21 protein-coding genes are annotated in these 24,931 nt (G+C 56.6%); 2 read left to right on the top strand and 19 right to left on the bottom strand.

Features of this window, described 5'->3' with window-relative positions:
- Positions 1–57 precede the first annotated feature (57 nt).
- The 14 genes from B7G52_RS09365 to B7G52_RS09305 all read right to left on the bottom strand — a co-directional run bounded on the left by B7G52_RS09365 (position 58) and on the right by B7G52_RS09305 (position 16,069).
- Complete coding sequence (locus tag B7G52_RS09365) at positions 58–978, bottom strand: NAD-dependent epimerase/dehydratase family protein (RefSeq protein ID WP_096697340.1); 921 nt, start codon at positions 976–978, stop codon at positions 58–60.
- A gap of 39 nt (positions 979–1,017) precedes the next feature.
- Entirely contained in the window at positions 1,018–2,208 is a 1,191-nt protein-coding gene (locus B7G52_RS09360) for a glycosyltransferase family 4 protein (RefSeq protein ID WP_170954727.1), read from the bottom strand.
- A complete protein-coding gene (locus B7G52_RS09355; RefSeq protein ID WP_096697383.1) occupies positions 2,205–2,972 on the bottom strand; it encodes a bifunctional 2-polyprenyl-6-hydroxyphenol methylase/3-demethylubiquinol 3-O-methyltransferase UbiG in 768 nt (255 codons plus the stop codon). The genes B7G52_RS09360 and B7G52_RS09355 overlap by 4 nt, the downstream gene beginning before the upstream one ends.
- Positions 2,973–3,066: 94 nt before the next feature.
- Positions 3,067–4,893: an LIC12162 family protein gene (locus B7G52_RS09350; protein ID WP_141397420.1), complete on the bottom strand. Its 1,827-nt coding sequence runs from the start codon at positions 4,891–4,893 to the stop codon at positions 3,067–3,069.
- A complete protein-coding gene (locus tag B7G52_RS23290; protein WP_141397419.1) occupies positions 4,859–5,185 on the bottom strand; it encodes a hypothetical protein in 327 nt (108 codons plus the stop codon). The genes B7G52_RS09350 and B7G52_RS23290 overlap by 35 nt, the downstream gene beginning before the upstream one ends.
- Before the next feature lie 129 nt (positions 5,186–5,314).
- On the bottom strand, positions 5,315–6,358 hold the full coding sequence (gene pseI / locus B7G52_RS09345; RefSeq protein ID WP_096697337.1) for a pseudaminic acid synthase: 1,044 nt from the start codon (positions 6,356–6,358) through the stop codon (positions 5,315–5,317).
- Positions 6,349–7,944, bottom strand: a complete 1,596-nt coding sequence (pseG, locus tag B7G52_RS09340; RefSeq protein ID WP_096697336.1) for a UDP-2,4-diacetamido-2,4,6-trideoxy-beta-L-altropyranose hydrolase — start codon at positions 7,942–7,944, stop codon at positions 6,349–6,351. The genes pseI and pseG overlap by 10 nt, the downstream gene beginning before the upstream one ends.
- A 16-nt stretch (positions 7,945–7,960) precedes the next feature.
- Positions 7,961–9,988 (bottom strand): aminotransferase class III-fold pyridoxal phosphate-dependent enzyme, encoded by a 2,028-nt coding sequence (locus B7G52_RS09335; protein ID WP_096697335.1) that lies wholly within the window; start codon positions 9,986–9,988, stop codon positions 7,961–7,963.
- A complete protein-coding gene (locus tag B7G52_RS09330) occupies positions 9,985–10,857 on the bottom strand; it encodes an aldo/keto reductase (RefSeq protein WP_096697334.1) in 873 nt (290 codons plus the stop codon). Before B7G52_RS09330 ends, B7G52_RS09335 begins: the two co-directional genes overlap by 4 nt.
- The gene (locus B7G52_RS09325; RefSeq protein WP_096697333.1) at positions 10,850–11,500 is read right to left on the bottom strand and encodes a class I SAM-dependent methyltransferase; all 651 of its coding nucleotides are present in this window, start codon (positions 11,498–11,500) and stop codon (positions 10,850–10,852) included. The genes B7G52_RS09330 and B7G52_RS09325 overlap by 8 nt, the downstream gene beginning before the upstream one ends.
- A gap of 50 nt (positions 11,501–11,550) precedes the next feature.
- Entirely contained in the window at positions 11,551–12,708 is a 1,158-nt protein-coding gene (pseC, locus tag B7G52_RS09320; protein WP_096697332.1) for a UDP-4-amino-4,6-dideoxy-N-acetyl-beta-L-altrosamine transaminase, read from the bottom strand.
- 66 nt (positions 12,709–12,774) lie between these two features.
- Complete coding sequence (locus tag B7G52_RS09315; protein WP_205853043.1) at positions 12,775–14,553, bottom strand: ABC transporter ATP-binding protein; 1,779 nt, start codon at positions 14,551–14,553, stop codon at positions 12,775–12,777.
- Between the two features lie 59 nt (positions 14,554–14,612).
- Positions 14,613–14,966: a MarR family EPS-associated transcriptional regulator gene (locus B7G52_RS09310; RefSeq protein ID WP_096697331.1), complete on the bottom strand. Its 354-nt coding sequence runs from the start codon at positions 14,964–14,966 to the stop codon at positions 14,613–14,615.
- Between the two features lie 281 nt (positions 14,967–15,247).
- Positions 15,248–16,069, bottom strand: a complete 822-nt coding sequence (locus B7G52_RS09305) for a hypothetical protein (protein ID WP_205853042.1) — start codon at positions 16,067–16,069, stop codon at positions 15,248–15,250.
- Between the two features lie 227 nt (positions 16,070–16,296).
- Here B7G52_RS09305 and B7G52_RS09300 point away from each other — a divergent pair, with 227 nt between their 5' ends.
- Both B7G52_RS09300 and B7G52_RS09295 read left to right on the top strand, forming a co-directional pair.
- A complete protein-coding gene (locus B7G52_RS09300; protein ID WP_096697381.1) occupies positions 16,297–16,857 on the top strand; it encodes a sugar transferase in 561 nt (186 codons plus the stop codon).
- 33 nt (positions 16,858–16,890) lie between these two features.
- Positions 16,891–18,846, top strand: a complete 1,956-nt coding sequence (locus tag B7G52_RS09295) for a nucleoside-diphosphate sugar epimerase/dehydratase (protein ID WP_096697329.1) — start codon at positions 16,891–16,893, stop codon at positions 18,844–18,846.
- Here the strand turns inward: B7G52_RS09295 and rfbC are convergent.
- The 5 genes from rfbC to B7G52_RS09270 form a co-directional block, all read right to left on the bottom strand.
- A complete protein-coding gene (gene rfbC, locus B7G52_RS09290; protein ID WP_096697328.1) occupies positions 18,843–19,385 on the bottom strand; it encodes a dTDP-4-dehydrorhamnose 3,5-epimerase in 543 nt (180 codons plus the stop codon). The two genes, B7G52_RS09295 and rfbC, sit on opposite strands and share 4 nt — an antisense overlap.
- Complete coding sequence (gene rfbA, locus B7G52_RS09285) at positions 19,382–20,263, bottom strand: glucose-1-phosphate thymidylyltransferase RfbA (protein WP_096697327.1); 882 nt, start codon at positions 20,261–20,263, stop codon at positions 19,382–19,384. Before rfbA ends, rfbC begins: the two co-directional genes overlap by 4 nt.
- Before the next feature lie 10 nt (positions 20,264–20,273).
- Positions 20,274–21,170, bottom strand: coding sequence for a dTDP-4-dehydrorhamnose reductase (gene rfbD / locus B7G52_RS09280; RefSeq protein ID WP_096697326.1), 897 nt, complete (start codon positions 21,168–21,170; stop codon positions 20,274–20,276).
- 197 nt (positions 21,171–21,367) lie between these two features.
- A complete protein-coding gene (gene rfbB, locus B7G52_RS09275; RefSeq protein WP_096697325.1) occupies positions 21,368–22,429 on the bottom strand; it encodes a dTDP-glucose 4,6-dehydratase in 1,062 nt (353 codons plus the stop codon).
- A 153-nt stretch (positions 22,430–22,582) separates the two neighbouring features.
- A complete protein-coding gene (locus tag B7G52_RS09270) occupies positions 22,583–24,580 on the bottom strand; it encodes an SDR family oxidoreductase (protein ID WP_096697324.1) in 1,998 nt (665 codons plus the stop codon).
- Positions 24,581–24,931: the final 351 nt, after the last annotated feature.

Below are 24,931 nucleotides of genomic sequence, written 5' to 3'. Positions count from 1 at the left end.
TGTTTAATCCAATCTCAACAAGACATTAATAACTATTTCAAGCACAGCCACTCGCGATTAGGAACCAGACATCTTGATGCCGTGATAGGCCAATGTCCTGGCCAGCCCCTGCGAGAGCGTAACTTGCGGGGTACATCCCAAGACAGTTTTTGCCCGTGCAACATCCAGAATGTTCGTGGGGATATCCGCAAAACGGGCATTCGTGTAGACGATCCGGATCGGTTGGGCCGTAGCAACGCGAAATGCATCGATGATCTCATTCAGGGATACCCCTTTGCCGGTTCCGACGTTGAAGACGACCTCGTTCGAATCGCAGCCCCCCGCTAGATGCAGCGCCGTGCATACGTCATCGATATAAATGTAGTCCCGAACAGTCGAGCCATCTCCCCGCACTTCCACTTCCTCACCTGCAAGAATTTTCCCTACGGCAATGGCTATAAAACCCTGGCGGCCCTTGATACTTTGCCCAGGTCCGTAAGGGTTGCTCAAACGTATGATTTTGCAATCCAGACCATGTTGATGCTTGTAAAGCTGAAGATACTTCTCGATCGCCAGTTTATGGATCCCGTGAGAACTGATCGGGTCGGTCGATGCAGATTCTGGCACCGGGAAGCTATCTTGCATACCGTAAACGGAAGCGGATGAAACGAAAACAATACGGCGGACACCTTGGCGCACACACAGCTTCAAAAGCTGAAGTGTCTGCACGACGTTCTGGATCAACTCTGCACCCTCGTCGGTAACATCCCCCGGCACCGTGCTGGAAACAAAGTGAAAAACAATCTCGATACCGTCCAGCGTTTTCCAGACGGCTTCCGTGTCGCCCAAGTCGCCCTTGACCCAAAGCAATCGGCCCTCGAACTCAGCCGGACAAGCCTTGTGATCCAGAACGCGCAGATTGTAGCCATACCGAAGCGCAAACCTGATGAAATTAAGGCCGATGAAGCCCGCCCCTAATACGGCAGCATTTAGTGGCATGAGCACAGCAAGTTGATGAGCCGAGACACCGAACGCACCTCAGGTTAGGCCGCGAAGCAGCACAGTGCGGGCGCGACGATACATTTTCTGCAAAGACAATTCCGCTTCGAATTTCAGTCGCGCATTGCGGGCCAGTGTGTGACGGAGATCGGGCGCATCTATTAGGCGTTCAAGTGCCGTAATAATCTCGTCACTGGAGCTTGGCTGGATCAAAAGTCCCTGTTGCCCATTGGCGATTGCCTCAGGAATTCCGCCTACATTGGTCGCCACAATGGTGCAACCTGATCTCATCGCTTCGACAATACTGTAAGGAAAGCCCTCCCAAAGCGACGGAAAAACGTAGACGTCAAATGTGGCAAGCAGCGCAGTCACGTCACCGGCGTAATGGCCTAAGAAACATACCCGATCTTGCAACCCCAATTCAGCCGTGCGACGGACGAGCTCGCCAGAGGCGTCCCCCTCCCCTGCCAGCACCAGTCGCAAGGCCGGCCGCTCCGGTGCAAGGGCAGCAAAAGCATCCAGCAGGAAAAGGACTCCCTTGAGCGCATCCATACGGGCGATGCAGCCAATGACGAAACGCTGTGCTGGATCACCAACCGCCCGGCTGACAGGTAGATCTTCCAGCCCGTTGTACACCACGGCCACCCGCCCGGCGGGCATATCTCGCAGCGTGCCAAGGGCCGCGGCGATGGCCTCGGCGTTGACTATCACGATCGTGATGGCCCACCAGACCAGGTGGTCGATAGCCTTCTCGTAGAGTTGTCGATGAGCCCTGCGAGCGGTCGGCATACTCACAATGCTGAGGGCCACCGGAATACCGACCAGCTTCGCGCCGACGGCCATCGCTAGGCAGGCTTGCGCAGCCGGATAGCCCCCGTTGCAGCTCAGCACCTGCGTCGGCCGCAGGCGCAGGAGCAGCGCGACGAATGCCAACACGTTAATGAGGAAAAGCAGCGGCTCCAACAGAAGCAAGGACAGGCTCACCGCCCTGCGGACGATTGCAGCGCGCCCCCGTATTGCGTGGGTCAGAGATACCCGTGTAAAGAACATCATCCTGCGATGGACGGCAGGCCGCTCCAGGCGGGCAAGGTCTTCCGCAAAAAGTCCCCCGACATTCGCGGCCAGAACGACCTCATCAAAGTCGGCGGCACCCGCATTGACCAGATCGATCATGTAGCGATTGCCCCCCCCCCTGGCATAGTTCTCGGTGAATACCAGCAGGCGTTTCAATGACCCTCCCTCTTCTTGTAGATGGCCAGAATGTAGCAACTGAAGAACGGATGGTTCCAGCGATCGAAAAACCTGAACCGGCGGATGATCAACCCAATCCGGATCAAACATTTGACAAGGAATTGCAAGGGATTGCCGAAGCGATGCTTGGCAATCGGCAGCGACGGCTCGAACGAGCCGATGTAATCAATGAACACTGGGGTCAAGTCAAAGCGCTTCGCCACGCCGAGAAAATAGTCCGGATTCATGATGTTCAAGTTGTGTTTGTCGAGTATTTCTTGATCCAGAATGCGCTGCGCTAGGCCATACACCCCACGAAAGTTCGGCACCCCCAGCACAAGCGTTCCACCCGGTTTAAGCCAGCGCAAATGACGTTCGATAACCGAATCGACATCGGTGAAGTGTTCGATAAAACCAAGAGATATTACCGCGTCAAACTTTCGCGGCGGTTCCAGCTGAAAGAAGTCCCCGGTGAAGATTTCATTTGGCGACATTCCAAGGATGCTGAAATTCTTCAGCGTCGCCTTCATTCCGGCCTCGGAGTATTCAATCCCGCTCGGGTTCATACCAAATGTTTTTGCCATGAACGCCAGCCATTTTCCCGGTGCGCAACCCACCTCGAAGACGTCGCCCTGAATGCCTACCAAGTTGTCTTTCAACCCTTGCGCAAGACATCGATCAAACGCCAGGCTTTCATTCACGACACAGGGGAGCTTGAAATTTAACCAGTACTCGTCCCAGAATTTCACCTCGGTCAGTTCCAACTTTTTCTCCTAAAACTAAAGAATAGCCAATGGGCCATCCCAAATGACCGGGCTAGTTGATTAAAAAAGGGCGAAACTTGCCAGCGCACCCAAATCAAAAAGATGATGCCAGAAGGGCTTTCATCTCTCGAACCGGCTCTTTTGAAGACTTGGCATATTGATCGCAAAATCTCTTTCGTGCGCCCTGAACATTAGCTTGCGTCCACCATTCAGGTATCGAGTCCCACACCTCGTTAACTTTCGCGGCAATGGATTCGGGGGTTAAATGTACGATTCCGGCGTCTACCAGTAATTGGTAATAAGGCTTTGCACTTTCGCGCAGATGGTCAAACCCATTTTGCCAGAAAGCTAATGTAGGTATGTCTTGCGACAACGTTTCAAGGATCCCGGTTGAATCGTAGCTATGCACGATGAGTCGGCTGCAGGAAATTAGGGCTTGCATAGGCAAATCGCCTCGTTCAATCTTCAACTCTGGATCCTGCTCCAACCAGCGCTCTTCCTCAGACCAGTACAGTTGGCGAGAGAGGCCGTGAAGCCTGATGGTCAAGTTTTTCTTAGGTTGATCATCCAACTTGCGGACAAATGCCTGTTGCTCTGAAAAATAGTCTGAAAATTCGCTTGTACTGTCCCATGTATTAATCCGCTGCGGCAGGCAAACTTCAATTAACAACAAGCCCCCGCTTGGATTGCATTGCAACGCTGGACGCCCTGCCGTCTTGAAAATAAAAGCGGGGACATGCTGAGGCAGTTCGCCAAGCCAACCCCACGTAAAAAATCTGTCCGCCGTCAATTCTTCGATGCTAGGGTCCAGATGATTTCGCGATACACCATAGTTATTCCCATGCTGCCCCACGCAATAGGTTGCTCCCGATTCTGCTTTGGTCGCAGCCCATAATTTAAAAACCTCGTCAGTGTCGAAGTTGTTGCTGGTGAAAATAAATCGCGGCTGCTTGGGCCAAGCTAAACCGGCGACCTGTCCAGCGAGTGACGCAAAACCCTCCAAATAACACACCGGCATTAATTCAAAAACCATGGTTCGCACAACGCGAGACAAATCGCTATCGCAAATCCCCCTCTCAAGCGCTTTCGATAGGGAGATTCGTAATGTTGAGTTCGGCAATGCAGTTTGCGCCAAGTTGGGCGAGCGGTGCATTTGGGGAAACTGCCCCAAACGCACCTGGAGTTTGATTTCGAGATATTTCGACAAGTAACTGTTGAGAACAAGACCGTCCGTATCCTGGATGAAAAATTTCATTATTCCCCGTACGGTCTTGTAACCCCACTCCACCACCTGTGACTTGAGTGAGGTTTTAGCACTCGATTCAGGCCTGCGATACCCCTCAAAGTCATCACCCGGGATTTTTTCTGCAATACAGTCACCCATATCCATTAGTTGAAGCAAACGTGCATAGAGCACGTGATTCCATCGCTCATCGCCAAAAGCCCAAATGGCAGCGTAGGAATCCAATGGCGCAAGTGAATATCGATGATCGTCAATGACGACGGTGGTGTTGGGTTCGTATTCGTGCAGGCATTGTTCCAGCGTCCTTACACGATTGAAGAGAACATCAACGCAACGGGAGAACCAGTGCCCAATCACCATCCGCCAGAAGCGCGGCCCATGCTGCGTTCCATGGTGATGATTAAGGACTTCACACAGGCAGGGGAAAATTTCCGCTTCAATCGCACGTGCCTCCATGTGGTCGGAATCCTTCTGCGTCTGACCCAAACCATAAGGTCGGGCCACCACCGCGTCCATCTGCGACCAGAGGTGTTTTCGGTCATATCGAAGACACCACTCACCAAGGAATACGACCGGGCGGTCTAATTTCCATGTGCGCTCGTCGGCAGTGGTTACCAAAAACCTTGCTACTTTTTTGACCATCTCAATCGGCTTGCCGGCATATGCTTTGGTAAACACTACTCCGCACCTCGCCCGCACTCACTTCAAAAATTCGATCCCCTGGCTGGATCGCAGATCGGCTCAGATCGGGCAGTTCCGCGCACCCACACTTCTGAAAATCGGGCCTGCGTCGCACCTCTGCAACATCGCTGTCAACTCGCTGGTCGCAGGCAACTAGCGTCGAGACAACAGTGGGGCCGTACTTGGTGTATTTCAGCCATGCCCATTCCCCCATGTCGTTATCTCCGCGCTCATAAGCACTACGCGCTCCGAGCATGAGACGCCGAAGTTCCTGACTTTCAAATTTCATGGAGTTATAGATTTCTTGATGTTAATCTTCTAATTCGTACGCCGAATACCGCCACTGGTTCCCGCCAAGAATCCAATCCGTGGCACTCATGCAGGGGGCCAAACTTAGAAAAATCAAAGGGGGGTAGCCTTACCCTAGCAGATCCCAATCCATTGGCGTTCCTTTGGTAACGTCTCGATTAACCCGACGTCCTAGCAGAATGTCATAAAATTTTGGAGGCAAGCCCATGCCTGGCCGTATGCACCGCAAGCTCTCTTGGGTGAAAACATCTCCAGCACTCATGTCCAGTGCAACATAAATCGAGCGTCTGAACACCATAGATTTCTTCTCTGCGTCGATGGGCCCATAACTTACGTGACCCAACGCCTCCCAAGCGCGGCCTGTCTCCACGACCAGTTGCTTCATCTCCGCTGGCTCCATGGAAAAGCTGCTGTCCACACCTCCATCGGCGCGGCTGAGGGTGAAATGTTTTTCGATGACAGTGGCACCCAAGGCTACACTGGCCACAGAAACACCCACGCCCATGGTGTGGTCGGACAGGCCGACCTCGCAACCAAACAATTCATGCAGATGTGGAATGGTCAGGATGTTGGTGTTTGCTGCCGAGGCCGGATAGGTGCTGGTGCATTTGAGCAGCACCAGGTCTTTGCAACCCGCCCCGCGAGCTGCCCGCACGGTTTCATCGAGTTCTGCCACAGTGGCCATGCCAGTGGAGATGATCATCGGCTTACCTGTGGCTGCCACACGGCGGATCAACGGAAGGTCTGTGTTTTCAAAGGACGCGATTTTGTAGCATGGCACATCCAGACTTTCGAGAAAGTCCACGGCCGTGTCATCAAAAGGGGTGCTGAAGGCGATGATGCCCAGCTCGCGCGCCCTGTCAAAAATCGGTTTGTGCCATTCCCATGGCGTGTACGCTTCGCCGTAAAGCTTGTAAAGCGAGGTGCCTGCCCATAAACTTTTGGGGTCACTGATACGGAACTCGCGCTCGTCCAGATCAAGCGTCATGGTGTCCGGCGTGTAAGTCTGGATTTTCAGCGCGTGCGCGCCAGTCTTCGCCGCGGCCTCGACAATTTCGAGCGCACGTTCGAGAGACTGGTTATGGTTGCCCGACATTTCGGCAATCACAAACGGCGTCGCATCCCGACCAATCTTTCGATCACCTATTTGCATTCTTGTCCTTTCGGTGTGGGTTGGGTCAACTTTCGCTGTACAAACTTGCCTACTGTTACGACGTTCGCCTGCTCGTTAAACATGGCGCTAAACCCCAGCGAATCAAATACCCTCAAAGAGGGACGGTTGTCACTTTTTACGCGCCCAAAAATTGACGCATCGCCGATCTCATCAATGAACTTCGCAAGCGCCTGCTCGAGCATCTGGCGACCTAAACCGCGACCTCGAAACGCAGGCGACAGTGCATAGTGCACTTCCCAAGAATTTTCAACGCGTTCGAGACGAACCTGACCTGCCGATAAACCTTCGTCCGTTTCAGCAATGTAAATCCGGCAGCCGGCTTTGTTTTCTAACCGGCGCTGAAACCACTGGTGGTGCGTCGTCGAATCGATTTTGGCCGGCACCAACGCATTACGCCGGGTTGTCGGTTCGTTAGCCCATTCAAGCAAAATATCTTCGTCCAAAGGAGTGGCCGGACGGCTTCGCAGATGGACCGCCCCCGGAGCAACCATGGCAGCGCAAACCCGCTCCGCGCCGCAGCCATCAACCACGGTAAGACATTGAAGTGACCAGTCATTGCTCAAGCCATCCTCCAGGATTAAGGCGAGCTCCTTGGCGATCGTGACTTCATCGACATCGTTGCCATCTTGAAGAAATCTAATCAGCCCGCGCCTCTCGAGTTCCGTTGCGACCGGGATCTGATTGGCCGCGAGCGCAATCACAATCGAGGGCAAGCCCAAGCATAGTCGCTCCCAATTCGTCGCGCCGCCAGCGCCGATCCCAAGATCAGCGCTTTCAATAAGCGACGCAAGCGTCGAAAGCCCACTATACAAATGGACGTTGGACCGATCCTCCACCTGCTGCCGAATCGCATCTATATGCGGACTCACCGCGCTGACCACCACATCAATCTCGATATCGGGGCGTTCCAAACTCAGCACGGCCCGCAAGCTACGCCCGGTCAGATTGTTGGTGTCGGCGCCTCCAAAATATATGAAAATGCGGCGCACGGCCCCATTTCTCGGTGCGATGTGCGCGCGTCGCTCGGCGTAATCGAGCTGCAACAGCGCGTATTGCGGACCCAAAAGTTTCCTACAATTTGGAGGGACCTTGTCGTCGTAACGGGCCTTCATCTGCGCAACAAGGTTTTGATCAAGCAACATGTCACAGTCATGCGGCCGGTCAGCCAGATCGTCAATCACCATGATGCGGCCAACGGCAGGCCGCAAGCATGTTTCCCAACGATAGTCGATGGCGTAGTGGTCGACAACCAGCCAATCTGGTCTCAACCCGATGGTCTCGAGGAAGGCCAGGAATTGCGCTGCATCCTGCTCCCAGCTCGCCCCAAGCCAGCTCGCGTGAGCCGGAGAACTGATGCCCGCGATCTGCCGCTCATCGCCGCGTTCAAGGGCGTGCAGCGCAAAACCCATTTCCAGAATCAAGGCGCAAAGATGGCCCGTATGTTTTCGGCACACGAACGACACGACCGCACCGCGCTCACGCAACGCCCGCGCCAGCGTCAGGCAGCGTATCACGTGTCCTGTTCCAGCGATGGACGATGCGTCGGTGCGGAAGACGATGTTCATATGCGGCGCGAAAGCTTCAATTCAGGCGCGTGAAGCCGGCATGGCAGATCGGCCCCTTCAGCAAAGCGTGAATGTCACGGCCATCTTCACACTCACGAATCACCCCGAAAATTGGTGACAATGCTTCAAAGTAGCCGTCAATGATGTCAGGCGTATGCGCCGTGCACGCGTAAACGCTGTTGCTGGCCAAATATCCTTTGGCCAGCATTTCCTGCGTGATCAAAGTCTTGTACGCGAGCGAGTTGACGCCTGGAAGCGTGAAGCCCGCAAGCGCCGGCATGCCCCACTGCTCGATCTGCAGGCCGTGCTGAACGGCCAGCTGACCCCAGCGCTGTTTGATGGTGTTGCCGACGGCGGTAATGACGTCCCAGGACTTCTCCCGAGCCATGACTTCCAGCGTTTTCAACGCGGCGCTCGGGCCTATCCGCTCGGTCCAAAAAGTGCTGCTGATGAATGTGGTCTGCGCGGCCTCCATCACCTCGCGACGCCCTATGGTCGCGGTGATCGCGTAGCCATTGCCCAGGGCCTTGCCGAACATCGCCATGTCAGGCTCAACCCCATAAAGCTTGTGCAAGCCACCAAAGGTCTGACGAAAACCGGAGGTGCATTCGTCAAAGATCAAAACAATGTCATTGTCGGTAGCGAGCTTGCGCACCTTCTCAAGAAAGCCATCCTCCGGGCCCATATTGCGCGAGACTTCCATTTTGATCACACCGATCTCGTGATTTCTCACCAATTCTTCCAATTCGGGGAAATTGTTGTAGCGGAAAGGCAGCACGCTGCCGCGGAGATTCTGCGGAACCCCCTTGGGCTCAAGGCCGGGTAGCAAGTGCCCCGCGAGGTTCTGCTCGTCTCCCAGGTTGGCGGCCAGGTACCAGTCGTGCCAGCCGTGATAACCACAAATGGCGACTTTGTCGCGGCCGGAAGCGGCCCGGGCAATGCGGATCGCGACGGCATTGGCTTCGCCACCGCTGCGTGCCAGGCGCACCATGTCAGCCCATGGATGCAACTCGACCAGCCGCTCGGCCAGATAAACCTCTTCCGGACAATTAAAGGTGGACATGTTTCCGGCCGTGACGGTCTGATGCACCGCCTCGTCCACTTCGGGGTGTCCGTAGCCGAGCGTATTGGTGCCTATCCCCATGATGGACATGTCGATGTACTCTTTGCCGTCCAGGTCCCAGACCTTGCAGCCTTTGGCCTTGCTGAAGTAGGCGGGCCATTGGTCGGGCAGGAACATCTCGGCCCGCTTGGAGAGCAGCATGTTGCCGCCGGGAATGACGCGCTTGGCGCGTTTCCAGAGTTTCTGACCGGCGCCGAGTTGCGCACCTTCGTTGCGAATCAAATGCTCATTTGCCATAAACCACTCCGGATGTTGTTCGGACAGTGCCAGTACTTCAAGCCAACTGAAGTCACGGCGGGGATGAAAGTACTCAAAAACACTGATCACTACTTGGAAATCCTCAGGCTCGTCAACCGTCCAGCGCTTGTCGGAGTGATCATCTGAAAAAGTCACGTTCGTCTGACTGAACTGCTCTGCTTCGCGGATGAAAGGCGTGACATGCTCACGCTGACCGCCTTCCTTGGCTTGCTGCCAGGCGGTTTCAAGCGCTTCATGGGAAAAAACTTCGGTATCCAGCCCATCGGGATAGGTTGGCGGTGACGTGTTGGCGGCATAATCGGCGCCAGACTCGCGAAATTTTTCGATGACAGCATCTACCAGTGCCGGGTCGAGTAAGGGGCAGTCACCGGTAATGCGCACCACCGTATCAGCCCCTACCTCTTTCGCCGCTTGGTAGTACCTGTCAAGCACATCGTCTTCACTGCCCCGATAAACCACGTAGCCGAGTTCGCGCACGTAACGTGCCAGGGCGTCATTACGCGGATCTTGCGAAGTAGCGAGCACAATCTGGTCGACAAGCTTGGCTTTGGCCAAGCGCTCCAGCAGCAGGCCAATCATGGGGGTGCCGCAGATTGGCCGCATAACCTTGTTGGGAAAACGCGTGGAACCCATGCGGGCTTGGACAATGGCAACCGTCTTCAAGTTAAGCTCCAACGGGCGGGGTTGATGAGGTCGAGGTCCTGGCTGGCCAGCATTGTTGGCGGCACGACGGCCGGTGCGTCGGCACTCGCCAGAATTCCCCGTAAGTGCTCAAGGCTGTCTATGCCTAACACCACCCGGCCGACTTCGGGCTGGGCCAACACAAAACCGAGACAGGCTTGCAGCGGACTGAGTGCCTGTTCCATCAGCCAGCGGTGCCATTCTTTCCACAACGGCTGCCAGCGCTGAAAAGACGCCGGGCGCCGCTGCTCATCCATCAGCAATAGTCCCTGCAGGAATGCCGACCGAATGTGGACTTCCGTGCCGCTCTGGTGCAACTTCTTCAGCCAACCCGAAGTTGCCATGCGGCGGTCAACTATATTGAAGGGCGCCTGGACAAGATCGAAGCGGAAGTACGGACATAGTGCGTCGAGTTCTTCAGGACCGTAAATAGAAACTCCAATCTTCGCGACAAGGCCTTGCTCTTTGAGCGCACTCAGCGCGCGATAGAGTATTTGGCCCTGGTCGCCGAGCAGTTCCTGGGGGCGGTGTAGCAACAGACCGCTTAACTTGGGTATTCCGAGCCGTGCCAGCGACCCGAGCACCGATTCGTGGACCCACACGGCGACGTCCAGGCACGACGGTGGAATGGCCGGAAGCTTTGAGATGACCTGCCAGCGCTCAACGCCAACTTCACCCAAACTAAGCTCGCTTTCACCATACGCCATCGCCGTATCGAGTGTGTCTATGCCGACATCCCGGGCGTGAGCCAGTATCGCGCCCGCCTCATGGCGGCCAACTTGTCCTGTATGGTTCGCGACCCCATAGGGCAAACCGAATTGAGCGGTACCCAACGCAAGACGTTTACTCATTGCGTTCAAGATTCTTGCGCAGCAGAGATGTCGCCATCCACTCGGTCTGATCGTCAGTAAAGCCTGAATCCGAATGGTGGCGAACCTGATGCGAATAATTCGTATACCCGGGATTCCACGTAAACCGCGTGCGGTAGTCCATCTTGTGGCTGAAAAGGCCCGAGCGGTGGTGGTATTCGCGCTTGAGTGGCGCCGGGCTGTAAAAGTCAAGGATCAACAGCCAACCCGGATTCCGCAATACCCGGTCAGCCTCACAAGCCACACGAAACAGGTCATCACGGCCGCACAAATATAGACAGAAACCAAAAACAACGATGTCAAATGAGTTGTCAGCAAAAGGCAGCTTTTCGGCCGTGCCCTGACATGCTGTGATGCCGCGCGCAGCTGCCGCCTGAACCGCTTGGGCCGATGATTCGACACCATAGCAATCAAAGCCACAATTGTCCTTCAGCCAAGCCAGCCGCGTTCCGTCACCGCAGCCAATTTCCAGAATTTTTCTCCCCTTTTTTGTTGCGATATCCAGTTTTAAAATTTCCATTAGCGTCGGATCCGAATCGGGAAGCTTGCGAGAGGCCAGTAACTCCGCATTCCGCTCAAACCATGCGTTGCCCTCGGATTGCAGAAAAATACTACTTTGCTTCATGAGAATTTTTTAGACGTCTGCGCTAGGCTGACATTCGGCTTTAGACTTCTTCACAGAACCAGTTTTTTCAACGTACTGATTACGTGGTCCTGATCGTTGATAGAGAGGCTGGAATACATGGGAAGCGTGATCGCCTCCCGGTGATATTGCTCGGTTTCTGGAAAGTCTCCTGGTTTGAATCCCATCTCACGGTAGTAGGGATGCAAGTGCACGGGGTTGTAGTGGACATGGGCGTAGATGCCGGCCTGGCGCAAACCATCGAATACCTCGCGCCGGGTTCTGCGGATGCAGGTCAGATCGAGGCGAACCATGTATAGATGAAATGCAGAAAAACAGTCGGCGTCCTGCCAAGGCAACGTCAGAGGCAGGCCAGCTAGTCCAGTGTTGTAACGAGCCACCAAGGCATGCCGGCTTGCAACGAATCCATCGAGCCGCCGCAATTGGCTGGTGCCAAGCGCAGCTTGCATATCAGTCATGCGGTAGTTGTAGCCCAGCATTTGCATTTCCAGCATCCATGGCGAATGATCGTCGCCCACAAAGCGCGAGGGGTCGCGCTCGATGCCATGGCTGCGAAGCAAATCCAAGCGGGAGGAGAGTTCCGCGTCATTCGTCAAGAGCAGACCGCCCTCGCCGGTCGTGATGATCTTGACAGGGTGAAAACTAAAAACACTTATATCGGAGTAGCGGCAATTGCCGACCGGTTCACCGCGATATTTCCCACCGATGGCGTGGGAAGCGTCTTCAATAATCTTGAAGCCGTATCGGTCGGCCAGCGCCTTGATCTCCCTCATCTGACAAGACTGCCCGGTGAAATGAACCGGAATGAGAATTTTTGGTAGGCATCCATCGCGCTCAGCCACTTGGAGCTTGTGTTCCAGCGCGGCAACACTCATGTTGTAAGTGCGGGGATCGATATCAACAAAATCAATGGCTGCACCGCAGTACAACGCGCAATTGGAGGAAGCCGCAAAGGTATTGGATGCGGTCCATAGGATGTCACCCTTCCCCAATCCCAAGGCTAGGCAAGCCAGATGCAGGGCCGCGGTCGCATTGCATACTGCCAACGCATGGCTTGCGCCGCAATAAGCGGCCATGGCCCGTTCAAAATGGGTGACTGCAGGACCTTGCGTCAGCGTGTTGGATCTTAAGACATCCACCACTGCTTGAATATCCTGCTCACTGATGTCTTGTCGGCCGTAAGGAATCATTTTTTTACCAGGAAATTAGCAGGAAAATACTAGCGCTTACTGGCGGCAGCCAGCCGGCAATTTGGTTCAGGACTCGACATGGCTCATCTGCCTGAAGCTGACGCTACTTGCCATCAACTGTTCATAGGTGCCCTGTGCCGCCACTCGCCCACCGTCGAGCTCCACCACCATGTCGCATCGCCTGACCGTAGACAGGCGATGGGCGATCAACAGGATTGTCAGGTTGCGATCGAGTCCTTCAATAGCGTCCATCACCAGTTGCTCCGTCGCATTGTCGAGAGCACTGGTCGCCTCGTCGAACACGAGTACGCTGGCACTCTTATAGAGTGCGCGGGCAATACCAATTCGTTGCCGCTGGCCGCCCGACAGACGCACGCCCCGCTCGCCGACAAATGCTCCATAGCTCTCTGGGTGGCTTTCCACGAATGCCGCGATTTGGGCCTGTTGTGCCGCACTTTTTACTCGTGTCATGTCGATCGCCTCACGCGGTACGCCAAAAGCGATGTTCTCTGCAATGGTGGCATCCGCCAGATAAATGCTTTGAGGGACATGCGCGATTGCTCCCTGCCAGGCACGCAGTCTGGCACCGCTTATGGGCTCTCCGTCGACCACCAACGCCCCCTCGGTTGGCAGCAGCAGCCCCATGAGCAAATCCAATGTAGTACTCTTGCCGCTACCAGTCCGTCCAATGAAACCGACGCGGCTGCCCTTGGCAATCGACAGACTCAGCCCGTTGAGCACCCACGCCGACGCCTCGTTATAGCGAAACCGTACATCGTCAAAGCGGATGCTATGCCGCAAGACCAGCGGCAGCCTCGTCAGCAAGGTTTGAGCTGCTGGCATGGGCTGCTCCAGCAGTTGGATCGTATCAACCAATGAACTATGGTTGCCGCTAATGCTGGCCCAAGCGCTATAGCCCTGTTGCAAAGTTGGAAGCAGGCGCTGCGCACCCAGCGCCAGCGCACCCAAGATAGGCAAAGCGCTGGAAATGCCGCCACTTTGCCTACTCAACCCATAGGCTAGCGCCGCGATTAGCACCATGCCCATCGCCTCCATAGCAAAGCGCGGGCTCCCACTGATGAAAATATTGTTGCCCTGAGCGCGACGCAAGGGTAAATCAGAGCGGCTATAGATTTCGCAATAAACCGGCTGGAGGCCGTCCAGCAACACGTCGCGAATACCTCCCAGTCCTTCCTGCAGCGCCTTGATGACCTGAGTTTGCTCTTTTGCTATACGCATGCCGTTGCGACGCAGACGCTGGCGCGAGACCAGTGTAATAGCGCCGTAGGCGATACCGAATCCGCCAATGGCCAGAATTGCAACCACTGGATTCATGACCAAGAGGGCGAGAGTTATAGCCAGCAGGAGCACCGCCGAACTCATCAGCGTCAATAGCTGATAAAGCACCTGGACCGCTGCACCAACTTTGCTAGTGATCGCGCTAATAACCTCGCTGCTGTTGCGCGCCACATGCACGTGATAGGGCTGGTAAAGCGTGCGACGGTAAACCTCCATACTCAGATCTGCGCCGGCACCAAATGCCAGCTTGGTACTCGCCCACAGTAGCAACATGCGCAAGGCACCCGCAAGCAGGGCTGCAGCGACAAAAACCAGCGTCAATGGAAGTACGAGCTGATCTGCAGTACTGATGCCTAATGCCCGCGACAGGGCCGACACGATGGGCTGACTAAACACCCGTTCAGGCGCTGTCAACACTCCAAGGAAAGGAAGCACGGCCCCGAGGCTAACGATTTCGGCAAAGGCACTTACCAGCATTAGCCCGGACACCATCATAAACTGACGCCGCCGATGGCGGTCTAGGTGACGCCAGAGGCGGGCGAGCAAACCAAAGGAATTCTGATCTTGGGCCGGCCTCATGAGGGACAAGCCATCTGGGCCAGGCATCATCGGTTAAGCCCTTTGGGATCGTTCGCACCCTCAAGCTCGCGCTGCATGGTGCGAATCTCAACTTCCAAGCTTTCATATTCGGCGAGTTTGCGCTTGAGAAAGTGTGCCGTGAGATCGGCTTTCTCAGCGATTCCCAAAGGTGTCAGCAAATAAATATAAGCCATCTTGTTCTGGCTACCCCTAAAATTCTGAACCTTGATCATGCCTTTGTCGACCAACGCTTTGAGGCAATAGTTGGTTTTACCCAAACTGACACCCAACGCCTCGGCCAGTCCACGCTGGTTCAAGTGCGGATTTCCATCTACAAGGCGCAGGACCTTAAGGTGGTTTTCTTGCTGAAGAACGGACATGCGAAAGACTACGTCAATTAAATCAGTAAAAAGTTGAGCCGAACACTGATGAACTACCCCCATCATTCAAAGCGGCCACCACGCCACAAACAACATGCGCCTTAGAAATTTCAGCCAATTTACATCCCGTTCATCATTTGAACAAGTATAGCAGGCATTGCCTCTCTGACAATAGAGACTATGACAGCCTACGACTTGGGGCCCACTGGGACTGCGACTGCGACACTATTTGGGTCAACCTCACCTGAACCAGCAGTCTGACACCAAGCCTGCACTGTTTGCTAAATCTCTTTGACGCACATCGTGCTACGCCATGCGTGGCGCATGAATACAAAAAGCAGCAGCAAGAATCCTGTCATCACACTGGCTAGAAGAACTATTGAAAGTACCTTGGGCTTGACTTGCTGAGTGGGAAGGGTAGGCGCCTGCAACACAACATCTGAATCTAGCCCATCTAAAGCACGTTCAATAATTGTTATGTCGTCCCGACGTCGGGCTTGAAGCTCATTCAAGGACGAAATTAATGCACTGCGCTCCTCAACATCAAGACGCGGGGAGGAGTCACCAAATTCCCGCGTGGAATTTATATGGCTAATCAGAAGGCGCAACGCACGAAGTGAAGAGCGCACCTCCAAAAGTCTTGATTCAAGATCGGCGCGGTCTCTTTTTCGCGGGACAGTCGTCGTCAACCAAGCGTCGACGATAGCTTTTGCAGTTTTTTGCGCTTGCTCTGCCGATTCGGCCGAAACAGACAAGCGAATAGTACCGTCTCCAGCAGCCTCGACCTGTAACTTGGAGGCCAGGGCTACGCGCTGCGCCTCAAGAGCCGGCCCATTCAAAGGCGTCAGCGAAATGAGCGCAAGGTCTAGAACGCGCGGTGATCGGATCATGACGGCCACACGCTGTGGCGTAGGTGTTGACACCACTGCAAATGCCGTCGGTGGCATGACCAACAAGTCTCGATCAGGAAGAGCAATGGTGGCGTAGCTGATGAACGTCTTTGGCATGCTGGACGCGACGCCCCAAGCCAGCAGACCCGCAATAATCGGACCCAGCACTAAGAGCTTGAGATTGCCTGCAGCCACCATAAGCAGGTCAAGCACGGTGATTTCAGCAGCTGTGGATGTTGGCGCCTCAGTTTTCATAATGTAATGGAGCTTAAACTAACGAGAAGGAGCGATTCTATGCGGGAGGGACAACATTCAACTCGAATACTTAATTTGACGAAATTGCGCTTGCCACATCGGCAAGTAAGGCGGTTTTTTCCGCCTTTCTTTCTATGTTAAAGCGCACTCTTCTCGGCTCGTCCAGAAACGAACGGCAGCGTGTTTTGAAGCGGGTCTTTGATTTAATCATGGTAGCTGGTATTTTGCTGATTTTCGCCCTCCCACTTCTTCTGATCGCCGTCGTCGTTCGCCTGACTTCTCCTGGACCGGCTCTCTACTGGTCGAATCGCGTCGGCCGCCACAACAGAATTTTTCGCATGCCCAAGTTCCGGACGATGCGCGTTGGCACCCCCGTCGTAGCAACTCATCTGCTGACCAACCCGGTTGCGCACCTAACCCCGGTCGGCCCTTTCCTGCGAAAAAGTAGTCTCGACGAGCTGCCACAACTTTGGAGCATCCTCATCGGCGACATGAGCTTCGTAGGGCCCCGGCCCGCACTATTTAATCAGGAGGACCTAATTGTCATGCGCGTCCAGGAAGGCGTACATGACCTACTGCCAGGCCTCACGGGTTGGGCACAGGTCAATGGCCGCGACGAGTTGCCGATACCCGACAAGGTGGCGCTGGACGCTGAGTATTTGCGCCGCCAGTCGCTCTGGTTCGACATCCGGATTTTGTGGATGACGGCCGTCAAAGTATGGCGCCGCGACGGCGTCTCCCATTAATTCAATTACAGCCGAACCTACGATCCAAAGTCAATGATCAAAACCAAATTATTGAATCAACCAAGACATGTCAAGCAACTGGTCGTCCTGCTGGCTGATGCTTTGATGGGCATCGCAGCCGTATGGGTGGCCTACTCGCTTCGGCTCGACACTTTTCATTGGCCTTACAGCACCCATCAGTGGTGGCCCTACGTGCTCGCGCCGGCACTGGCTGCGCCTATCTTCTGGCGCAACGGCCTTTACCGGGCCGTCTTCCGGCACAGCGGCATGGCTGCCATGCGGGCACTGGTAGCCGCCGTATCGCTGTACGCCGTGCTTTTTTTCAGCGTGTTGATGTTGATGGAGTGGCCTGATGTGCCACGCTCCATCGGCCTTCTGCAGCCGCTGATTTTGATGCTGCTGGTCGGCGGGAGCCGGGCTGCAGCGCGCCAGTGGCTTAGCAGCCTTTCTACCGGCCAACGCCGCAACGTGTCGGTCAGCCGTCTGTTGATTTACGGCGCGGGATCCGCTGGAGTTCAGATTGCCAACGCCATTGCCACTTCCCACGAATTCAAACTGATGGGGTTCGTCGATGACAGCCCGGCTTTGCAAGGGTTGACCATCAACCACGTGCCGGTCTATGCGCCGCACGATCTCGACAGTCTGGTCGAGAAATGCGAGATCACTGACATGCTGCTGGCATTGCCGTCAATCAGTCGAGCGCGCCGTAACGAAATATTGAACGAGTTGCAGCCACTTCCGGTCCATGTCCGGTCGCTGCCCGGACTGACCGACCTGGCCCACGGGCGGGTGGCTCTTGCGGACATCAAGGATCTCGATGTGGAGGATTTGCTGGGCCGCGATGCGGTGCCGCCGGACAGGGCCTTGTTGGCACGCAGTCTCACAGGCAAGGTGATCCTGGTAACCGGCGCCGCGGGCAGCATTGGCAGCGAGCTGTGCAGGCAGATCGTCCAGGAACGCCCCAGCCGCCTGCTGCTCGTGGAACATAGTGAATACGGCCTGTACAGCATCCACCAGGAACTGCAACAGCTCTGCGCCCGCATGACGGAGCGCCAGGGCACAGCACCCGAGCTGATACCGCTTCTGGCGAATGTGCGCGACTACCGCCGCATGGCCGATATCTGCACGGCCTACCGACCGCACACGATTTACCATGCTGCCGCCTACAAACACGTGCCGCTGGTCGAGCACAACCCTGCCGAGGGCATCGCCAACAATGTTCTGGGAACCCTCAATGTGGCACGCGCTGCAATCGAGACGGGTGCCGGTCATTTCGTGCTCGTCTCGACCGACAAGGCGGTCCGCCCGACCAATGTCATGGGCGCCAGCAAACGCCTCGCGGAGATGGTGCTGCAGGCACTCTCGGCCTTGCCGCGCGTCGCTTTTGACGGGGAGAGACAACCCGTCGACAACCTAACGCGCCTTGCCATGGTGCGATTTGGAAATGTGCTTGGCAGCAGCGGCAGTGTCGTGCCCCTGTTTCGACGCCAGATCGAGTCGGGCGGACCGATCACGCTGACGCACGCTGACGTGACCCGTTACTTCATGACCATTCCCGAGGCAGCCCAACTCGTGCTGCAAGCCGGGGCCATGGCCGAAGGCGGCGAAGTGTATGTTCTGGACATGGGCGAACCGGTGAAGATCATCGACCTCGCCCGCCGGATGGTGAAACTCTCAGGCTTCACAGTACAGGAAGAGGCACGGCCTGACGGCGACATCGCCATCGAGGTGACCGGTTTGCGTCCAGGAGAAAAACTCTATGAAGAGCTGCTGATCGGCGACAACCCGGTTCCCACCGTACACCCGCGCATTCTGAAAGCCCATGAAGATTTTGTACCATGGGAGGACTTCGCCATCGATCTCGATAAGTTGCAGCAAGCGATTGTTGCCAACGACACCTCAACTTTGCGAGCCATTCTCTTAAAACACGTCAGTGGATTCACACCTGACGCGCAGGACGGTGACCTCGTGAACCTCGCGAACAGTTAAGCCGAACGACGCTCAAAAAATTGGCCTGCCGCGTCCTTGACAGATAAAGTTGGGGCAGATCCTGCCAAAGGCCAATCTATTGCCAGCGTAGGGTCATTCCACGCAATACAGCGCTCTTGCGCCGGGGCATAGTAGTCCGTTGTCTTGTACAGGAAGTCGGCACTGTCACTGAGTACCAAAAAGCCGTGCGCAAGCCCAGGCGGAACCCAGAGCTGGCGGTGATCGTGCTCGTTCAACTCCATGCCAAACCATTTGCCGAACGTCGCAGAGCTGGGCCGGATATCGACCGCCACGTCAAAGACCGAGCCTCGCACCACCCGCACCAGCTTGCCCTGAGGTTGACCGACTTGGTAATGCAGTCCACGCAACACGCCTTTGGCCGAGCGGCTATGGTTGTCTTGCACAAAGCTCAGGTCTGTGCCTGTCGCGGCATTGAAGTCCCGCTGATTGAAGCTTTCAAAAAAGAAACCACGCTCGTCGCCGAACACTTTGGGCTCGATGATCAACACATCGACGACAGAGGTGGCAGTGGCTTTCATACTTGATCCCTGAGCAGACGCAGCAAATACTGCCCATAGCCGCTTTTGGCAAGCGGCTCTGCCAGTTTTTCCAGTTGTGCACTGTCGATGAAACCGTTGCGCCAGGCGATTTCTTCCGGACATGCTATCTTGAGGCCCTGACGGTGCTCAAGCGTCGCAATAAATTGCCCGGCATCCATAAGGCTGTCGTGGGTTCCGGTGTCCAGCCACGCATAACCACGCTGCATGATTTGCACGTTCAGCTGTCCGCGCTCAAGATAGGCTTGGTTGACCGCCGTGATCTCCAGTTCACCACGAGCACTCGGCTTGATGGATTTGGCAATCTCGACGACCTGGTTGTCATAGAAATACAGGCCTGTCACGGCATAGCTGCTTTTCGGCGCAGCCGGCTTTTCTTCAATGCTACAGGCCCTGCCGGCCGCGTCGAAGGCCACGACCCCATAACGCTCGGGATCCTTCACATGGTAGGCAAACACCGTCGCGCCCGCTTGCTGGGTATCGGCCTCCAGCAGCAGCTTGTGCAGGTCGTGCCCGTAGAAAATATTGTCGCCGAGCACCAGCGCGCTGGGTGCACCGGCCAGAAATTCCTCGCCGATGATAAAAGCCTGCGCCAGCCCGTCGGGACTGGGCTGCACCGCATATTGAAGCTTCATGCCCCATTGCGAACCATCACCCAGCAGTTGCTTAAAACGCGGTGTGTCCTGCGGCGTGCTGATGATCAGTACCTCGCGAATGCCCGCGATCATCAGCGTGCTCAGTGGGTAATACACCATGGGTTTGTCATAGACCGGCAGCAACTGTTTGCTGATGGCCAGGGTGGCCGGGTGCAGGCGGGTGCCGGAGCCGCCTGCGAGGACGATGCCTTTGCGTTGAGTCATGGGTAGGTCGTCAGATGATTTCTGCCAGCATACGGGCAACACCTTGCTGCCACGCGGGAAGCTGCAGGCCAAAGCTGGCCTGAAGTTTAGCGGTGTTCAGGCGGGAGTTGTGCGGACGCGTGGCCGGCGTGGGGAACGCCGTCGTTGGAACCGGATCCACCGTGGCGGGAGATGCCTTGAGGCCCAGGCCGGATTTTGACGCGAAATCGATGACGAAACGCGCGTAACCGTGCCATGAGGTCTCGCCAGCAGCAGCAGCATGGTAAATCCCCGCAAGATCGCCAGCGGCTCCAGACAGCGCGCTGCGCACCATGTGGGCCGTGAGGTCGGCGAGCAAGTCGGCCCCCGTCGGCGCGCCGAACTGGTCGTTGATGACGCTCAAGCGCTCGCGCTCCCTGGCCAGCCTGAGCATGGTTTTGGCAAAGTTGCCACCGCGCGCCGCGTAGACCCAGCTGGTGCGCAAAATGAGGTGCTGCGCGCACTGGGCCGCGATGCGCTGCTCACCTTCGAGCTTGGTCCGGCCATACACGTTGAGCGGGCCGGTCGGGTCGCTTTCTCTCCAGGGTTGGCTACCGCTGCCATCGAAAACATAATCGGTCGAATAGTGAACCAGCCATGCACCGACGACGCTGGCCGCCTCGGCGAGCGCACCCGGGGCTTCTGCGTTCACCAGATGTGCCATCGCCGCATCGCTTTCGGCTTTGTCAACCGCGGTGTAGGCGGCGGCATTGACGATGACATCGGGCCGCACCTGGCGCACCGTCGCGCTGATTCCGGTCAGATTCGCGAGATCGCCGCACAGGTCCGTGCTGTGCCGGTCAAGCGCGATGAGTTCGCCAAGAGGCGCCAGGCTGCGCTGCAACTCCCAGCCGACTTGGCCATTTTTACCGAAGAGGAGGATTTTCATGGGTGGATGCTCTCGCGCAGATGGTGCGGGGCGTCGCAGAAACTTGGGCAGGATCTCCTCTGCCTCCGGGAGAAGGAGAAAGCCCGCCGCCCGCAAGAATGGCATTGCTCCCCCCAAATGCAGTTACCCTCACCCCTGCCCTCTCCCAGAGGGAGAGGGAGCCAGAAGAAGATGCGGCGGCCTCGATCAACACGGAATCAGGAAGTCGCATACTGCGTATCAACCCACGCACGGTAAGCGCCGCTTTGCACATGGGCCACCCATTCGGGGTTGGCCAGGTACCACTGCACCGTCTTGCGTATGCCGGTTTCAAAGGTCTCCGCAGGCTTCCAGCCCAGCTCGCGCTGGATTTTTCCGGCGTCGATGGCGTAGCGGCGGTCATGGCCAGGGCGGTCCTTGACATAGCTGATCTGCTCGCGGTAATGTTTTCCATCGGAGCGCGGCCGAAGTTCGTCGAGCAGGTCGCAGACGATGTTCACAATAGCGATGTTGGGCTTTTCGTTCCAGCCGCCCACGTTGTAGACCTCGCCCGCCCTGCCGGCTTCGAGCACACGGCGGATCGCGCTGCAATGGTCTTTCACGTAAAGCCAGTCGCGCACCTGCATGCCGTCGCCATAGACCGGCAGGGGTTTGCCGGCCAGCGCATTGACAATCATCAGGGGAATCAGCTTTTCGGGAAAATGGTAGGGGCCGTAGTTGTTGCTGCAGTTGGTGGTCAGCACCGGCAAACCATAGGTGTGGTGATAGGCACGCACGAGATGGTCGCTGGCGGCCTTGCTGGCTGAATAGGGGCTGTTGGGCTCGTACCGGTGCGTTTCCGTGAAGGCGGGTTCCGTGGGTGCGAGTGAGCCGTAGACCTCGTCGGTCGACACATGCAGAAAACGAAAGCCGGCCTTGGCTTCAGCGCCCAAGCCGCCCCAGTAGGCCCGGATCGCCTCCAGCAACCGGAAAGTGCCGACGATGTTGGTCTGGATGAAATCTTCCGGGCTTGAGATGGAGCGATCGACATGGGATTCGGCCGCAAAATTGATGATGGCGCGCGGTTGGTGCCGGGTCAGCAGCTCACCCACAAGCACGCTGTCACCAATGTCGCCCTTGATGAAAACATGCCTCGGATCGTCCCGCAAGGTCGCCAGGGTTTCCATGTTGCCGGCGTAAGTGAGCTTGTCCAGATTGACAACCGGCTCGTCGCGCCCGGCCAGCCAGTCAAGAACAAAATTGGCGCCGATGAAACCCGCGCCTCCGGCAACCACAATCATGAGCCTGTCCCTCTATGTCTCTATGCGCCTGCGCCGCTTGACGCCCACTTGCATTATGCCTTTGGCGCTCACGCCAACTCCCATCTTCGTCGGCAGCAGCACAAACAAAAAATCGCCCTCTGGGAGCATTTTTTTTTGCAGACCGTAAGACAGTCAGAAGTGGATGCCCCGCATCATCTGCTGCAGCGCCACGGCCTCGGGTGACAGCGTCTGCTTGACCGGCTTGTCGCCCGGCTTCGCGCCGTTGGCGGCCGATGAATCGGGGAACATGCGAAAGCTGGTGTTCATGGCGATTTGGGCCACGCGCGGCAACAGGGCATGCAGCACTTGGCCGGCAATGCCCAGGCGGGTGGCGATGCGCACCGGCTTGAAGATGCAGGCCTGGGCCACCAGGTCGGCAGCCTCTTCCGGGCTCAGGGTCGGGACGTTGTTGTACAGGTTGGTGGGGGCGATCATCGGTGTGCGCACCAGCGGCATGTTGATGGTGGTGAAGGTAATGCCCTGATCGGCAAATTCGCTGGACGCGCAACGTGTCCAGGCGTCCAATGCCGACTTGGAGGCCACGTAGGCCGAGAAGCGTGGGGCGTTGGTCAACACGCCGATCGAGCTGATATTGACCACGTGGCCCTTGTGTTTGGCGACCATGCCGGGCAAAAAACCCATGGTGACCCGCAGGCAGCCGAAGTAGTTGAGTTGCATGGTGCGCTCGAAGTCATGGAAGCGGTCGTAGCTGGCCTCGATGGCGCGGCGAATCGACCGGCCCGCGTTGTTGATGAGGAAATCAACGCCACCGTGTTTTTCGATCAGCGTCTGTACAAAGCGGTCGCAATCGGCCATGTCGGCAATATCGGCTGGATAGGCAATGAAGTGGTAGCCCTTGGTCCGGGCCTCCTTGCAGGCCTCGTCGAGCTTGTCCTGGTCACGGCCGCAGATGAGGGTGATGGCGCCGGCTTCGGCAAACTTGTGGGCCGCCGCCAGGCCAATGCCCGAGGACCCGCCGGTGATCAGCACCACCTTGCCGCTGACGGTGCCCTTGAGCGAACGGTCGATATGCAGGTCGGGGTCGAGGTGACGCTCCCAATAGTCCCACACGCGCCAGGCGTAGTCCTTCAGGTTGGGACATTCGACGCCCGAGCCCTTGAGCGCGGCAAGCGTTTCGCGGCAGTCAAAGCGCGTCGGGTAATTGACGAAGGTCAGCATGTCCTCGGGCAGGCCCAGGTCGGCCATGATGGCATTGCGCACGCGGCGCACCGGTGCCAGCGCCATCAGACTTTTCTTGACGCTGCGCGGGATGAAACCGAGCAGGGCTGCATTGACAAACAGATTCATCTTGGGCGCATGCGCAGCCCGGCTGAAGATGTCGAGCACGTCACCGACGCGGTAACCCACCGGATCGACCAGGTGGAAGCATTTTTTGGCAATGCTGGCCTTGTGGCTGATGACGTCCAGCGCATCAACCACAAAATCGACCGGCACGATGTTGATGCGGCCCCCTTCCAGACCCACGGCCGGCATCCACGGTGGCAGCAGCTGGCGCATGCGCTGGATCAGCTTGAAGAAGTAATAAGGCCCGTCGATCTTGTCCATCTCGCCGGTGGTGCTGTCGCCCACCACCATGGCCGGGCGGAACACGGTCCAGGGCACCTTGCACTCCTTGCGCACGATTTTCTCGCTCTCATGCTTGGTCATGAAATACGGATGGTCGTAGTTCTCGGCTTCCTCGAACATGTCCTCGCGGAACACGCCTTCGTACAGGCCGGCCGCAGCGATGGAACTCACATGGTGGAAATGCCCGGCCTCGATGGCCTTGGCGAACTCGACCGTGTGGCGGGTACCGTCCACATTGACGGCAATCTGGCTTTCCTCGTCGGCGCTCAGATCGTAAACAGCCGCGAGGTGGTAGAAATGGTCAATCTGGCCTTTGAGCTTTTTGGCGTCTTCGCTCGAGACGCCGAGTTTCTTCGCCGTGAGGTCGCCATGCACAGGAACCGCCCTGGCGGCGCTGACGCTCCAGTACTCACGCAGGGCATCGACCTTGCCGGCACTTTCCTTGCGGATGAGGAAATACACCGTCGCCCCCTTGCGCGCCAGAAGCTTTTTGACCAGCCGTTGACCGATGAAGCCAGTGGCTCCCGTGACGAAATACTGCATTGTGTTCTCCGCAAGATAACTCCATTTGTAACTACTCAGGTAGTTTGGGCTGGTTTTACTCCCTCTCCCCCTGGGAGAGGGCGGGGGTGAGGGCAAGCGGCGTGTGCGTAGAGCTATCGTCTGTTGTGGCTTGCTGGCCCTCACCCCAACCCTCTCCCAGAGGGCGAGGGGGCAAGAAAAGCGCGCTGCATGCGGCGACCTGAGTAGTTACCTCCATTCTTGCCCAAGCCCCGTTGCCTGCCGGTCAGCAGAAACCCGCGCTCGCCCTGTTTGGCAGCGTTTTTCCGCAGGGGCGGATCACTCGCGTTTTAGGAGCAAACACCTAAACCTGCGCTCCTGCAGCGCTTATAT

The organism is Polaromonas sp. AER18D-145 (genome assembly GCF_002379095.1).
GTDB lineage: Bacteria > Pseudomonadota > Gammaproteobacteria > Burkholderiales > Burkholderiaceae_C > Polaromonas.
Note: the sequence above shows the minus strand (reverse complement) of the source record. Positions and strands in the feature narration are given on the sequence as shown.